This window comes from Hymenobacter convexus, from assembly GCF_030580955.1.
In the GTDB taxonomy this organism is placed as follows: domain Bacteria; phylum Bacteroidota; class Bacteroidia; order Cytophagales; family Hymenobacteraceae; genus Hymenobacter.
In genome coordinates this window covers 1-13,542 of record NZ_JAUQON010000009.1, presented here as the reverse complement: position 1 = coordinate 13,542, position 13,542 = coordinate 1, and the positions used below count along the sequence as shown (strand labels likewise).

13 protein-coding genes and 1 pseudogene are annotated in these 13,542 nt (G+C 62.0%); 9 read left to right on the top strand and 5 right to left on the bottom strand.

The genetic code is table 11. From position 1 onward, the window contains the following. Positions 1 to 4 precede the first annotated feature (4 nt). On the bottom strand, positions 5 to 1,405 hold the full coding sequence (locus Q4S41_RS18100; protein ID WP_305032545.1) for a mercuric reductase: 1,401 nt from the start codon (positions 1,403 to 1,405) through the stop codon (positions 5 to 7). Between the two features lie 154 nt (positions 1,406 to 1,559). Between Q4S41_RS18100 and Q4S41_RS18095 the strand changes: the two genes are divergently transcribed. Beyond that, positions 1,560 to 2,294 carry a hypothetical protein gene (locus tag Q4S41_RS18095; protein ID WP_305032544.1) on the top strand — a complete coding sequence of 245 codons (735 nt, stop codon included), beginning with the start codon at positions 1,560 to 1,562 and terminating at the stop codon, positions 2,292 to 2,294. A gap of 279 nt (positions 2,295 to 2,573) precedes the next feature. Then, the gene (locus Q4S41_RS18090) at positions 2,574 to 3,290 is read left to right on the top strand and encodes a hypothetical protein (protein ID WP_305032543.1); all 717 of its coding nucleotides are present in this window, start codon (positions 2,574 to 2,576) and stop codon (positions 3,288 to 3,290) included. Positions 3,291 to 3,476: 186 nt separating this feature from the next. Here the strand turns inward: Q4S41_RS18090 and Q4S41_RS18085 are convergent, their stop codons facing one another. Together Q4S41_RS18085 and sucD are read right to left on the bottom strand one after the other, a co-directional pair. Beyond that, positions 3,477 to 4,394, bottom strand: coding sequence for a T9SS type A sorting domain-containing protein (locus tag Q4S41_RS18085; protein WP_305032542.1), 918 nt, complete (start codon positions 4,392 to 4,394; stop codon positions 3,477 to 3,479). 929 nt (positions 4,395 to 5,323) lie between these two features. Then, on the bottom strand, positions 5,324 to 6,205 hold the full coding sequence (sucD, locus tag Q4S41_RS18080) for a succinate--CoA ligase subunit alpha (protein WP_305032541.1): 882 nt from the start codon (positions 6,203 to 6,205) through the stop codon (positions 5,324 to 5,326). A 333-nt stretch (positions 6,206 to 6,538) separates the two neighbouring features. Between sucD and Q4S41_RS18075 the strand changes: the two genes are divergently transcribed. The 3 genes and pseudogenes from Q4S41_RS18075 (at position 6,539) to Q4S41_RS18065 (ending at position 8,844) form a co-directional block, all read left to right on the top strand. After that, entirely contained in the window at positions 6,539 to 7,261 is a 723-nt protein-coding gene (locus tag Q4S41_RS18075; protein ID WP_305032540.1) for a GAF domain-containing protein, read from the top strand. A 123-nt stretch (positions 7,262 to 7,384) separates the two neighbouring features. After that, positions 7,385 to 8,359, top strand: a pseudogene (locus Q4S41_RS18070) (PLP-dependent cysteine synthase family protein); the annotation flags it as partial. Between the two features lie 74 nt (positions 8,360 to 8,433). Then, the gene (locus Q4S41_RS18065; RefSeq protein WP_305032539.1) at positions 8,434 to 8,844 is read left to right on the top strand and encodes a response regulator; all 411 of its coding nucleotides are present in this window, start codon (positions 8,434 to 8,436) and stop codon (positions 8,842 to 8,844) included. Positions 8,845 to 8,913: 69 nt separating this feature from the next. Here the strand turns inward: Q4S41_RS18065 and Q4S41_RS18060 are convergent, their stop codons facing one another. Together Q4S41_RS18060 and ade are read right to left on the bottom strand one after the other, a co-directional pair. Then, on the bottom strand, positions 8,914 to 9,426 hold the full coding sequence (locus tag Q4S41_RS18060; RefSeq protein ID WP_305032538.1) for a hypothetical protein: 513 nt from the start codon (positions 9,424 to 9,426) through the stop codon (positions 8,914 to 8,916). Positions 9,427 to 9,502: 76 nt separating this feature from the next. Continuing rightward, positions 9,503 to 11,161 (bottom strand): adenine deaminase, encoded by a 1,659-nt coding sequence (gene ade / locus Q4S41_RS18055; RefSeq protein ID WP_305032537.1) that lies wholly within the window; start codon positions 11,159 to 11,161, stop codon positions 9,503 to 9,505. Between the two features lie 79 nt (positions 11,162 to 11,240). Here ade and Q4S41_RS18050 point away from each other — a divergent pair, with 79 nt between their 5' ends. The 4 genes from Q4S41_RS18050 to cmk all read left to right on the top strand — a co-directional run bounded on the left by Q4S41_RS18050 (position 11,241) and on the right by cmk (position 13,464). After that, positions 11,241 to 11,402, top strand: coding sequence for a hypothetical protein (locus Q4S41_RS18050; protein ID WP_305032536.1), 162 nt, complete (start codon positions 11,241 to 11,243; stop codon positions 11,400 to 11,402). An 83-nt stretch (positions 11,403 to 11,485) separates the two neighbouring features. After that, positions 11,486 to 12,178, top strand: a complete 693-nt coding sequence (locus Q4S41_RS18045) for a hypothetical protein (RefSeq protein ID WP_305032535.1) — start codon at positions 11,486 to 11,488, stop codon at positions 12,176 to 12,178. Between the two features lie 157 nt (positions 12,179 to 12,335). After that, positions 12,336 to 12,740 carry a hypothetical protein gene (locus tag Q4S41_RS18040; protein ID WP_305032534.1) on the top strand — a complete coding sequence of 135 codons (405 nt, stop codon included), beginning with the start codon at positions 12,336 to 12,338 and terminating at the stop codon, positions 12,738 to 12,740. A 31-nt stretch (positions 12,741 to 12,771) separates the two neighbouring features. Continuing rightward, positions 12,772 to 13,464 (top strand): (d)CMP kinase, encoded by a 693-nt coding sequence (gene cmk / locus Q4S41_RS18035; RefSeq protein ID WP_305032533.1) that lies wholly within the window; start codon positions 12,772 to 12,774, stop codon positions 13,462 to 13,464. Positions 13,465 to 13,542: the final 78 nt, after the last annotated feature.

Below are 13,542 nucleotides of genomic sequence, written 5' to 3'. Positions count from 1 at the left end.
CGCATTACTCGCCCGGTTTCAGTCGCTGGAAAGCATTGTTCAGCACCTCGGCCCAGGTGGGATGGGCCAGAATCATGTTCTGCAAGTCCTGGTAGCGCAGCTTGCCCGCCATGGCCAGTTGGAACATGGTCATGATTTCGCCGCCCTGCTCGCAGAACACGGCCGCGCCCAGCAGGCGGTCATCGTCGCCCACCAGCACCTCCACGAAGCCGTCGGTTTCGCCCGTCTGCACCGCCCGGCCGATGGTGCGGGCCGGCAGCCGGCTCACACGGTAGGGGATGCCCTTTTCCCTGGCCTGGTTCTTTGAGAGGCCGATGCGGCCCAGCTGCGGCTCGGTGAATACCACGTAGGGCATGTCGCGGCCTTCGGTGGTGCGCTGGCTGCTGTGTAGCAGGGCATCGCGCACAATGCGGTAGTCGTCGTAGCTGATGTGGGTGAATTGCGGCCCGCCCTTCACGTCGCCCAGTGCGTACACGCCGCGCGTGCCGGTTTGCAGGTGTTCGTTGACTTCAATGTAGCCTTTTTTGTCGAGCGTGATGCCGGTGTTTTCCAAGCCCAGGTCGCGGGTGTTGGGCTCGCGGCCCACGGCCACCAGCAGGTGGCTGCCGCGCAGGCGGCGCTCGCCGTCTTTGGTATCTAATGTCACGGTGATGTGGCCGTCGGCGGCGCGGCTCACGCGGCGGGTTTCGGCACCCAGCACCAGCTCCACGCCGGCTTCGGTAAGGCATTCTTCGAGCGGGTGGCTCACGTCGGGGTCTTCGCGCGACATTAGGCGCGGCTTGCTGTCGATGACCGTGACGCGGGAACCCAGCCGGCAGAACATTTGGCTGAATTCAACCCCGATGTAGCTGCCGCCCATGATGATGAGGTGTTCGGGCTGCTCCGCAAGGCCCAGCAGCAGTGAGTCGCTGGTAAGGTAGCCGCTGTCGGCCAGGCCCTCAATGTCGGGCACGGCGGCTTTGGTGCCGGTATTGATAAAGATGAGCGGGGCCGTGAGCTGCTGCTCGCCACCGCCCACCAGCGCTACTTGCAGCGTGTGGGGCGCGCTGAACCGGGCCCGGCCCCGAATGACGGTGATGCCCTCGCGGTCCTCCGTGAGCTTGCGGTGCAGGCTGTCGCGCGAGTTCTGGCGTAGCGTGTGCATGCGTTCAATCACGGCCCCGAAATTTACCACCGGCTCGGGCGCTTCAATGCCCAGCGCGCCAGCCGTGCGCACGTGGTGGGCCCGCTGGGCCGAGGCCAGCAGCGCCTTGGTGGGCGCGCAGCCGTAGTTGATGCAGGAACCGCCCAGAAAGTCGCTTTCAATGAAGCCCACGCGGCGGCCAGCTTCGGCCAAAGCGTAGGCGAGGGGCGTGCCGGCCTGGCCAGCCCCGATAATAATGGCATCAAACGAATCGGCGGGCATAAGGAGTGAGCTGGGTAGGGAAGTGCCCTACATACGGTCCGGCTTGGCCCAATGACTGAGCCCGCCGGGAGAAAAACGCCGCGAAGTCCGGCAGAAACGCGAAATTGCCGTATCAGGCGTTGCCTGACCATTCTCGATTTCCTTTTTCTGCTCCATGAAGCACCTCCTGCGCTTAGCCCTTTTGCTCGTCCTCATCGGTTTCACGGGCTGCGCTTCACTGTATTTCCCGCCGCCGCCGCACGCGCCCATGCTCACGCACCAGGGCGAATTTTACGGGGCGGTGAGCACCAACCAGCACACCAATTATGCCCTGCAAGGGGCCTACGGACTTACCAACCACCTGGCCGTGGCGGGCACGTTTTCCTCGCTGCACCGCAAAAAAACTGACAAAACGGAAAACATCGACTTTGCCGAAGCCAGCCTCGGCTACTTCACCCGCCTGCCCGACAAGCGTGTGCTGGAAGTGTACGTCGGCGGCGGTGGCGGCGCTACCGAGCGCATTGAGCGCAACGAGGCCCAAATCACCACCCGCACCCTCGACGGCAGCCTGTCCAAAATCTTCGCCCAGGTGAACTACGCCAAGAAAAAGCAAAATAGCCTGCACCTCTTCAACCGCGACTTCCCGCTGACCTACGGCGCGGCCATGCGCCTGAGCTACATGCAGCTCAACAACTTCACCATCAACGGTCTGTCTGCGCCCGGCGAAAGCAACATCTTTTTCGAGCCCATCACCTTCACTCGCACCCAGATTGCCGGGCCGGTGCAGCTGCAGCTCATCAGCGGCCAGATTTTCGGCCTGCGCAACAACGAGTTCCTGAAGGCGGCCAATTCGGTGTTTCAGGTCGGCATCGTTATCAATCTGGACAAGAACACGACGCTGGACGAATAAGCCGATTGCAGGCAGCGTTTGTAATGTCCTTTTCGTCACCCGAATTAGTCGTTTTAAGGGCGTGCGCGCCGCGCTTTCCCGGCGTTTGTCCGGCAAACACCAGACTTGTAAAGTCCGCTAAATGTAATTATCGAGTTGCTTCGGGCATGCCTGGCTGTCTTCCTTTCGGCCCAGTCAGGATTTTACGCCACCGCAACTCCTATGGGCCATTCTTTACGCAAGCAATTTATGAAGTGCAGCCTGCTACTGGGCTGTGTTTCCTGCACTGTTTACACGCCTATGCAGCCGCATGCCCCGCTCATCCGGGCCAAAGGGCAGGGCGAAATAATGGGACAGATGCAGCCCTCGCTACGGCCGGAGCTGGCCGCCGCCTACTCGCCAGTGCCGCATTTGCTGGTGTTGGGCGGCGTTTCGGCGCGCCCGCGCATGCCCAGGCCGGCGGGCGGCGAAAGCAACGATTTCAAGTTTGAAATTGATAATTTTCGAACGCTGCAGTACGAAGCAGGTCTGGGCGGGTATTGGCCGTTGGCGCCCGACTGGACGCTGCAACTCATCGGTGGAGTTGGCGATGCGCGCGTACGGCGGCACGTGACCGAGCCGGCCATCATTTGGGGCGGGTTTTCGGCCGACTTCGAGGCCCGGTACCGGAAAACCTTTGGACAACTGGGCTTCAATCACCAACGTGGCCGCGAAGCCATTGGCTTTGGATACCGCATGACCAACGTTGTGTTCCGGCAGCTCGACATGCAAAAAACCTGCGGCGACTACGCTTTCTATGAACTGCCCTTGCCCAATCAGGTGCGGCACGAGTTCTACGGTTTCTTTCGGCAGTCTATTGGCAACCCCTCGAAGCAAAGCCGTTGGCAGGTGCAGGGCGCCGGTACTCTTTCCATGACTCCCCGCAGCGGAAGCCTCCTCAACAACGGCATTTACGTGGCTTGCACCCAGAAAAATTCCGTGCTGGTCAGCTTGGGTCTGGCTTACCTTTTTCGATAACTTCGAATGCAAGTGCGAGCAAATAAAAAAAGCGCCTCAACTTGTTTGTTGAGGCGCTTTTCGTTCTAAATCTGTTGGCTGCTGCGCCTACTTGCTACCCAGCACGCGCAGCAAAGTGTCGCCTATTCTGGCTGGCGAATTCATGCATAACGCCCATTCCAGTCGCGGCCGCCGGGGCGTTGCCGCTCATTGAGTGGCCAGCCGCATGATGCGCCGGCCCGCCGCGGTTTCTACCTGCAGCAGGTAGAAGCCGGTGGGCAACTGGGGCGGCAGGGCCAGGGCACCATCCGCCGGCAAAACGACGGGCGATAACAGCCGTTGCCCGGCCAAATCGTAGAGGCTGCACCGCGCCGGGCCCATGCCAGTGCCCTGCACCGTCACCCAGCCCTGCGCGGGATTGGGAAACACACGCAGCTCCGGTAAGCTTTGGCCCGCTTGCGCGGCGGTGCCCACGCGGTAGTCGGTGATGCCGATGTCGTCGAGGTTGATGCGCGGGTTGGTGGCGCCGGCAGTGTTGGTGCTGCTGAAGCGCAGACGCACGTTGCCGGTGCGGTTGGCCGTGAAGGAGTAAGGCGTGAGCGTGCCGGTGAGCGTGGGCGCCGGCGCCGTGCCCAGCAGGCTGGTGTACGTCACGCCACCATCGGTCGAGATTTCGGGCACGAAGGAAGCCCCGGTTTCGGTGGCGTAGGTGGCGGCGCTCACCGTCACCACGCCCGCGCCGTTGGACTTGTCCACGTCCATTTCCAAGAACCCGCCCCCGCGCAGCCGCGCCGAGCGGGTGCCGTTGAACTTGTCAATGCCGGCCGTGGTGCCGATGAGGGCTTCGCCCAGGGGCCAGCCGCAGGTGAGCAAGGGCACCGAAGCCGGGATGTAGCTGGTTTTGGTGCCGGTTTCAAAGTCTTCGAAGAAGGTGGGTGGCACCACGAAAGGGGCAGTGCTTACCACGGTGCCGTTGTCGTTGACGACGGTGATAAGCCCGGTGGTTGTCCCGACCGGCACCACGTACTGGATGGCATTCTCATCCGGACTTCTGGATTGGTTGCTGGCACGTACCCCGTTGAAATAAACGGAGGTGTTGTTGGCGCTGCCATTTGCCAAGTACAAGCTGCTGCCCCGGATAGTAACCGGTGTTCCTATTGGACCAACGGTTGGGGAGAAGCTGGCGATAACCGGCGACACAGGCAGCACCCTGAAAATCATGTTTCCTGGATACGGAACGGTCGCGCTGGAGGTATTGCCACCACCAGGAAGAGGATTGTTGAGGTATAGGTAGCAAGGAATGGACACAGCTGTAGCCTTGACGGTGACCATTGCCGTAAGTTCAGTTGAACTGACGAAGGTGGTCGGCCCAACCGATATAAAGCCAGAGTTTACGAGGACAACACCCACCTCCGCACCCGGAACGAACCCACTGCCGCGAAAGCTAACGCGTATCGGGGCACCCGTACCTCCGGAGTTTGGAGTCATGTAGGAAAATGTAGCTGGAACGTTGACTGTGGGCGTCGCTGTAACATTGCCGCTTATGGCAATCTGCTGCGTGGTGGCCCCGTAGCTGGTCAGCGTTACAGTGCCAGTCACCGGTCCCAGCGCGGCCCCCGACAAGCGGATGTATAACTCGTGGCTATTACCAAAAAAACCTAATGGCAACAGTTGCGTGCCAGAAAAAGAAGCCGCCCAAGCCTGCGGGGTAGTGAAATTGCGAGACCCCGACCACGTGACTTCAATGCCCGCCGAGGCAGTAGCCGTTACATCACCCACCAAGCCGGTTCCACTAACGGTAACGCCTTGCCCGGCCGAGCCAGTGCCTACGGCCGTGGTGAAGCTGCCCAGAACGGTGGGCGATGCCGTTAGCGTCTGGCCGCTGGCCCCTAGACGGGCGAATAGCAGAGCCAGCACCAAGAAACAATAAGTAAAAGGTTGACGCATAAGACTGCCCGTAAAGAAGGTGAAGGATAAATGAAGGCAAATAAAAAAGCTCCGGCCATTGCGGCCGGAGCTTTTTTATTTGCCTAACAATAAGAGCAATGCGATGCTTACTTGCCGCCCAGCACGCGCAGCATGGTGTCGCCAATCTCGGCGGGCGAATCCACGACGTGGATGCCGCACTCGCGCATGATGGCCATTTTGGCCGCGGCCGTGTCGTCGGCACCGCCCACAATGGCACCGGCGTGGCCCATGCGGCGGCCGGGAGGGGCCGTCTGGCCGGCGATGAAGCCCACGACGGGCTTCTTGTTGCCGGTTTCCTTAATCCAACGGGCGGCTTCGGCTTCCATGCCGCCGCCGATTTCGCCAATCATCACGATGCCTTCGGTTTCGGGGTCGTTCATGAGCAGCTCCACCGCCTGCTTGGTGGTGGTGCCGATGATGGGGTCGCCGCCGATGCCGATGGCCGTGGTCTGGCCCAGGCCAGCTTTGGTGAGCTGGTCCACGGCTTCGTAGGTCAGGGTGCCCGACTTGCTCACGATGCCGATTTTGCCTTTCGAGAAGATGAAGCCGGGCATGATGCCCACTTTGCACTCGCCGGCGGTCATCACGCCGGGGCAGTTCGGGCCAATCATCGTGATGCCCTGCCGGTCTTTCAGGTAGTGCTTCACGGCAATCATGTCCTTGGTCGGAATGCCTTCGGTGATGGTGATAATCACCTTGATGCCCGCGTCGGCCGCTTCCATGATGGCGTCGGCGGCGAAAGCCGGGGGCACGAAAATAATGCTGGTGTCGGCGCCGGCCTTCTCCACGGCTTCGGCCACGGTGTTGAACACGGGACGGCCCAGGTGCTCGGTGCCGCCTTTGCCGGGCGTGACGCCGCCCACCACGTTGGTGCCGTAATCCATCATTTGCTGGGCGTGGAACGAGCCCTCGGAGCCGGTGAAGCCCTGCACGATAACCTTGGAATTTTTATTGACCAGAACGCTCATTCGGAGGTGTTTTTGAGGAAATTGGTGGGGTGGGACGCCCTGGCCCGGTCGGGCTACGGCGCTGCAAAAGTAGGGCATTTTGGGGCTAGGGCAAGCCACCCAACGGAATAGAAACCCCGCGCGTGAGGAAAAGCGGTGCGGGGCCAGCCAGCAGCGACCCGGAAGGGGCCAAAAAAGCGCCGGGGCCTGCGGGCGGGAAACCGGCCCGGCTGCCGGAGCTTGCCAGGCAGCCGGGGCCGGCCCGGGGGAGCGTGGTGGAGCGGTGTATATTAGCAGCCCTTTCACGGCGGAACTTGCATCTGACCACCCAGCCGTTCATTTCCTCTATTTCCCTTGGCCAGTTCCCCGTTTCCTGACTTTTCTGCCGACGAGGCTGCCCGGCTCCGCAGCCTGCGCTCCGTCGAGTTGCTCCCAGCCCTCACCGAGCCGGTATTCAACGAATTTGTGGCCCTCACGGCGCGCATTTTCAACCTGCCCATCTCGCTGATTTCGGTGGTAGAGGAAACCGACGTGTACTACCCCGCCAACGTGGGCATGCCCGAAAACAAGCAGCAGCCGCGCGCCGAGGCGCTGTGTGCCACGGCCATTGCCCAAGCCCAGGCCGTGGTGTACCACGACCTCGCGCTGGAAACCCACCCCGAACTGCCCCCGGAGGCCCGGCGGGCCGCCGAAACCAACGGCTTGCGCTTCTACGCCGGCGCCCTGCTGCGGCTGCCCGACCAGCGCCCGCTCGGCACGCTGTGCGTCATCGACCGCGCGCCCCGCACCTTTACGCCCGATGAGCAGCGCATCCTGGAAATTCTGGCGGCGCTGGTGAGCCGCACCGTGGCCGTGCGCCACCTCTGCCGCCTGCACCCCGAAACCGGCGACGCGCAGTGGGCGCGCCTCAGCGCCGAGCTGGAGGAAGAAGTGCAGGCCCTCAATGCCCTGGTGCGCTATCTCACAGCCCGCCATGGCACGCTGGTGCCCGTGCCGGCGGCGTTCCTGACCCAGGTCGAAAGCCGGCTGCGCGACCTGCAGGCGCTGCTGGAAGCCTACCACCCCGGCGCGTTCTGACGCGGGGGGGCTGGCCCGGACGGCCCGGGGTTTTGGGCTGGGAGCGGCGGCGCGGCCTTGCCGCCGGGCGAGAGTTTGTACCTTTGTGGCCTCACCCGGAACCATCCCACCCAGTAAATTTCAATGTATTTCAACCACGTCATTGAGGCCGTTGGCCACACTCCACTCGTTAAGCTCAACAAAGTCACCGACGGTATCAAGGGCACGGTGCTGGCTAAAGTGGAGTATTTCAACCCCGGCAACTCGGTGAAAGACCGCATGGCCATCCGCATGGTGGAAGACGCCGAAAAGGCCGGCATCCTCCAGCCGGGCGGCACCATCATCGAAGGTACCAGCGGCAACACGGGCATGGGCCTGGCCCTGGCGGCCATTGCGAAGGGCTACAAAACCATCTTCGTGATGAGCGACAAGCAGAGCAAGGAAAAGCAGGACATCCTGCGCGCCGTGGGCGCCCAGGTGGTGGTGTGCCCCGTGGATGTGGCCCCCGACGACCCGCGCAGCTACTATTCCGTGGCCAAGCGACTCAACCAAGAGACGCCCAACTCCTTTTACCCCAACCAGTACGACAACCTCTCAAATACCGCCGCCCACTACGACCACACCGGCCCCGAAATCTGGAACGGCACCGACCACAAAATCACGCATTGGGCGGCCGGCGTGGGCACGGGCGGCACCATCTGCGGCGTGAGCAAGTATTTGAAGGAGCAAAACCCGAACATTGTGACGGTGGGCCTCGACACCTACGGCTCGGTTTTTAAGAAGTACAAAGAGACGGGCATCTTCGACGAAAACGAAATTTACCCTTACAAAACCGAGGGTATCGGCGAAGACATTCTGCCCAAGAATGTCAATTTTGACGTCATCGATTTGTTCATCAAAGTGACCGACCAGGATGCGGCCCTGATGACGCGCCGCCTTGCCAAAGAAGAAGGACTGTTTGTGGGCTGGAGCTGCGGCTCGGCCGTGCACGGCGCCCTAGAATATGCCCGCGAGCACCTGACGGAAGAGGACACGATGGTAATTTTGCTGCCCGACCATGGCACGCGCTACCTTGGCAAAATCTATAACGACGACTGGATGCGCGCCCAGGGCTGGTTGTAAGTAAGCTCAACCATTGCCGGGGCAACGCCCGTTTGGTATCTTCGTGGAAGCTAGAAATAACTCTTTTATCGATGTCCGCTAATTTGAACCACATTGTACTCGTTGACGACAACGAAACGACCAGCTTTCTCAACAACCGCCTGCTGGGGCGTTTGGCGGTAGCCGACCACGTGAGCACGTTTTCGCGGGCCGACGAGGCGTTTGAGCAGCTCTGGGGCAGCACCAACGGTGGCAGCTCGGCGCCCGCGCCCGACCTGGTGTTTGTGGATTTGAAAATGCCCGGCGTGTCCGGTTTTGAGTTTCTGGAGCTCTACAACGCCCTGCCCCAGCCCGTGCAGGACAAAACGGTGATGGCCGTGCTCACCACCTCCATGCACGGCGCCGACACGGCCCGCGTGGCCAAGTACCCCAACGTGGAGTACCTCACCAAGCCCCTGACCGAAGAAAAGATGCTCAAACTGCTGGAAAAGCGGTTTCAGTAATACTTGCTACCCCTCTGAGCTAATAAAACAAACGATAAAAATCCCCGACTCTCGCCGAGCCGGGGATTTTTATTTGCCCTTTACCCGGTCAATGATACCCTGAAAGATGCCGGTGTTTTTCTGCTTCAGGATGATGTAGCGCACCGAGAAAGCCGTCGGAAAGCGGTTCCAGTCCGACGAGTTGAACTCGACGGTAGGCTTGAAATCGAACGACAGCACGATGCGGGCAAACGGAATCTTGTACTCGGCCCCAATGAGGCCGTCGAAGCCCCAGAAATTGCCGTCGTCCTTGTGGGTGCCGAAGTGCCCGCCGGCCCCGAAATAATAGTTGAGGCTGGGCCCGAGAATGCCGAAGTGCCGCTCGGCCAGCACCGTGGCGCTGCGCTCGCGCTCGGCCAGCATGCCCAAGCCCTCGATGGTGGTTTTGGGCAGGATGAGTTGCTGCACAGTGAGGCCGTAGCTGCCCCCGCCGCTGCGCAGGCCGGCGGCAGTGCGGTACTTCTGGGCCGCGGCCGGGCGGGCAGCCACGGCCAGCAGCAAGCCGCACGCGAAGCGGAAGGAAAAGGAAGGCAGCAGTTTCATAACCAGCAAAACGGAGTAGGAGGCAAAGGCAAGCCCCGCCTCCTACGCAAAAGCCCCGTGAAAAATTGCGCCCGCGCTATTCCACCGCGTCCACAAACGTGAACTGCTGGCCGTCGAACAAGCCTTTGTCGCTCAGCTTCAGGCTGGGAATGACCAGCAGCGCCATGAACGAAAGCGTCATAAACGGCGCGCCCAGTGGCGAGCCCAACTCCTTGGCCAGGGCATCGACGGCGGCGTAGGCTTCGGCCACGTCGGGGCCGGGCTGGTCCGACATGAGGCCGGCCACGGGCAGCGGCACGAGGATTTCGCGGCCGTCGGCTCCTACGGCGGCCAGGCCGCCCTTGGCCTCGATGACGAGGTTGACGGCGCGGGCCAGGCGCTCATCATCGCAGCCCACAGCGGTGATGTTGTGCGAATCGTGGCCCACGCTGCTGGCCAGCGCGCCGTGCTGCAGCCCGAAGCCGCGGATGAAGGCCAGCGCCGGCGCCACGCCCGGCTGGTAGCGGTTGATGACGGCCAGTTTGAGCACATCATCCGCCACGTTGGATACGACGAAGCCATTCTCCACCGCCGCCGGCAAGTCGACGCGGGCGGTGATAAGCTGGCCATCGAAGCACTCGATGACGCGCGCCGTGGGCTGGGCCGAAGCCGGCGCGGGCAGCCGGAAATCGGCGGCCGTCACGGGCTGGGCGTGGAAATTGTTGACCACCGCAATGGGCGCGGCCGGCAGCAATGACTTCCCGTTTTCGGCCACCAGCACGCCGTCGAGGTAGGTTTGCTGCACCTCGAAATCGCGCAGGTTGTTCACCACGATGAAGTCGGCGGGGTCGCCTTCGCCCAGCAGGCCCACGGGCAGGCTGTAGTGCTTCACGGGGTTCACGCAGGCTACGCGCAGCACCTGGAACACGTCGTTGCCCAGCGCCACGGCACGCTGCACCAGCTGGTTGATGTGGCCCAGCACCAGCGTATCGGGGTGCTTGTCGTCGGAGCAGAACATGAGGTTGGCGTAATGCTCGGGCAGTAGTTCAATCAGCGCGTCGAAGTTGCGGGCCGCCGAGCCTTCGCGGATGAGCACCTTCATGCCCACGGCCAGCTTATCCAGCGCCTCGGGCGCGGTAAAACACTCGTGGTCAGTGCTTATGCCGGCGCTGGCGTAGTGGGCCGCGTCGTCGGCGCGCAAGCCGGGGGCGTGGCCGTCGACGGGCCGGCCGGCGGCCTGGGCGATGGCAATTTTGGCCATCACGTCGGCGTCGCGGTGCAGCACGCCAGGCCAGTTCATCATCTCGGCCAGGTAGCCGATTTTGGGGTTTTCGAAGAGTTTGGCGATGTCCTGGGCCGTGATTTCGGCCCCGGCCGTCTCGAACGGCGTGGCCGGCACGCAACTGGGCGCCCCGAAGCAGAACTTGAAAGGGGAATGGCTAGCGTTTTCAAGCATGAACTCCACGCCGGCCACGCCCAGCACGTTGCCGATTTCGTGCGGGTCGCTCACGGTGGCCACCGTGCCGTGCGTCACGGCCAGGCGGGCAAACTCGGTGGGCACCAGCAGGGAGCTTTCGACGTGCACGTGGGCATCTACAAAACCGGGCATGACGTAGGGCAGGGCCGGGTCGGCCTCGGCTTCGCCGATGGGCGCGATGCTGGTGATGCGGCCGTTTTCGACCGAAACAATAGCGGGCTGAATGGAACGGGCGAAAACGTCGACGACGTTGGCCGTGAGCGAAAAAGCAGGAGTCATGCGTTGGCGAATAATTAGAAGTGGCCGGCGGTGGGAAGCCTCGCAAAGAACCTTAACTTTGAGTTAAAATAGATTGGCTATGAAGAAATCTTTGTCGGGCCTCGTGCTGCTGCTGGTGCTGCTCGTGCTGGGCGGCAGCCTGTTGGGCGGCTGCGCCGCCCGCACCCCGCAACAGAAAAAAACCAGCTGGTACAAGCACCACAGCGGCGGCAAGAGCGTGCCCTGCCCGTGCGGGCACTAGCTGTGCGCGGCCGTTCCGTTCCCCAACCAGCGAGCATGAAGAACGCAGCACGTTACCTGATGGCACTGGCAATTGTTGGCTGGTTGCCCGTATCCAAAAGCTGGGGGCAGGCCAGCGTTTTCGGCCAGAAAAAAGACACTTACAAATTCGGCCAAACGGCCCCCGAAATTCCCAAAAAGCTTCCCGAGGCGGTGCCCGGCCGCATTCATCTGCGCGATGGCCGCACGCTGGAAGTGCCCATCGCCTACGTCGACTACAACAAGATTGTGGCCGTCGACCTCAGCACCAAAACAGTTTATACACCGCTCGAAGTCAGTAGCTTCGTGATGAAGCAGGACTCCTTTGTAGTGCTGAAAGAATTTAAAGTAGCGGTGGGGCCGGATGAGCAGGAATACCGCATCGCCTTTGTGCAGGTGGGCGCCGTGGGCGCGGGCCTGGGGCTCTACCGCTTCAGAGGCACCATGCGGCGCGACGATGCCGTGCACCACGGCAGCATGTCCACCTTCAACGGCAGCGGCTGGGGGAGCGGCCCGACGAGCTACAAATCCGACGTGACCGAATACGAGATGACCACGGCCTGGGTGCTCAAGCGCGACGACAGCCCGCAGTGGCTCAGCCTGCCGAAGTCGGGCGGCGCGCTGCGCGGCATTGTCGAGCCTCTGATTGCCGATGACCCCCGCCTGAGCAAGGAAGTGAAATGGGGGGCTCTGACCACCGACAAGCTGCCCAAATTGCTGAACGAATACATTGCCGACAAGAAAGCCGGGCTAAATTAACCGCCCTATGGGCTGGCCAGATGCCTGGTTGGCGCGAGGCGCGGGAACGGAAAATAAGGGCCCTGCCGGCCGCCGCGGCAACCTCGGTGCTGGCGGGCGTGTTAATTTGCCGACATCGCCGGCCGCGTCCGGTCATTTTGCTACTCGTCCTATTCTTATGCCCGATACCAGCCTTTCGCCCCTCGATTCCATTCTGGCCGCCGCCGAGCAGGTGCGCCAGCAACTCAACCTCAAGGCCTTCGACGCCGAAGCCGTGGCCCACCTCGACAACTTTATTGAGGCCCAGCGGGGCATTTTGCCCGCCGCCGAGCGCGAAGGGGTGATAATGGCGCTGGGCTGCTTTCTGGGGCAGTGCCTGGTGCAGGTGTACCGGGGCGAATGGGGCACGGGCAAGGACGGCAGCACCGGCGTGGGACTGGCCGGAAGATTTTTTTTCAACCCTTTTCATTTGGTCAATACCCAACTGAATGAGGGAGAAAGCGCGTCGGTAGCGGCTTTTTTTGCCTCGGTGCCCCAGCGGTTGAAGAGTCCGCCCGCCGCGCGTAAGAGTTGGATTTCGTAATCTTGCGGGGCCAATGGCCGCCCGCGTCGTTATGAAACAACTCGTTATCGCCATTGACGGCTACTCTTCCTGTGGCAAAAGCACTACGGCCAAAGCCGTGGCCCAACTCCTGCACTACGCCTACGTGGACACCGGCGCCATGTACCGCGCCGTGACGCTGTACCTGCTCGAAAGCCAGATTGCCTTCGACGACCTGCCCGGCATCGAAAAAGCGCTGGGCGAAATTCACATCAGCTTCCGCCGCAACCGCCGCACCGGCCGCAACGAGCTGTTCCTCAACGGTGCGAACCGCGAGGACGACATCCGACAGATGCGGATTTCCAACTCGGTGAGCGAGGTTTCGGTCATCCCGATGGTGCGGCACGCCATGGTGGCCCAGCAGCAGCAAATGGGCCGCAAGCGCGGCGTGGTGATGGACGGCCGCGACATCGGGACCACCGTTTTCCCTGATGCGGAGGTGAAAATCTTTATGACGGCCGAAGTGGAGCTACGCGCCCGCCGCCGACAGGAGGAGCTGGCCGCCAAAGGCGAAATCGTGCCCCTCGAAGACATCATCGAGAACCTGCGCAAGCGCGACCACCTCGACTCGACCCGCGCCGAAAGCCCCCTGCGCCGCGCCCCCGACGCCGTGCTGCTCGACACCACGCACATCACCATCACCGAGCAGGTCGATTTTGTGCTGGACCGGGTGTCATCGGCGCTGTTTGCGGCCGGGTGGAAGTAGATTATTAACGCCTGTCATCCTGAGCGCAGCGAAGGACCTTACCACGTTTTATTAACGCCTGTCATCCTGAGCGCAGCG

Excerpts from the sequence above, each read along its gene's own strand:
- Q4S41_RS18065 (WP_305032539.1), top strand. The coding sequence starts at position 8,434 with ATGTCCGCTAATTTGAACCACATTGTACTCGTTGACGACAACGAAACG.
- ade (WP_305032537.1), bottom strand. The coding sequence starts at position 11,161 with ATGACTCCTGCTTTTTCGCTCACGGCCAACGTCGTCGACGTTTTCGCC.
- sucD (WP_305032541.1), bottom strand. The coding sequence starts at position 6,205 with ATGAGCGTTCTGGTCAATAAAAATTCCAAGGTTATCGTGCAGGGCTTC.
- Q4S41_RS18060 (WP_305032538.1), bottom strand. The coding sequence starts at position 9,426 with ATGAAACTGCTGCCTTCCTTTTCCTTCCGCTTCGCGTGCGGCTTGCTG.
- Q4S41_RS18050 (WP_305032536.1), top strand. The coding sequence starts at position 11,241 with ATGAAGAAATCTTTGTCGGGCCTCGTGCTGCTGCTGGTGCTGCTCGTG.
- cmk (WP_305032533.1), top strand. The coding sequence starts at position 12,772 with ATGAAACAACTCGTTATCGCCATTGACGGCTACTCTTCCTGTGGCAAA.
- Q4S41_RS18100 (WP_305032545.1), bottom strand. The coding sequence starts at position 1,405 with ATGCCCGCCGATTCGTTTGATGCCATTATTATCGGGGCTGGCCAGGCC.
- Q4S41_RS18095 (WP_305032544.1), top strand. The coding sequence starts at position 1,560 with ATGAAGCACCTCCTGCGCTTAGCCCTTTTGCTCGTCCTCATCGGTTTC.
- Q4S41_RS18090 (WP_305032543.1), top strand. The coding sequence starts at position 2,574 with ATGCAGCCGCATGCCCCGCTCATCCGGGCCAAAGGGCAGGGCGAAATA.
- Q4S41_RS18040 (WP_305032534.1), top strand. The coding sequence starts at position 12,336 with ATGCCCGATACCAGCCTTTCGCCCCTCGATTCCATTCTGGCCGCCGCC.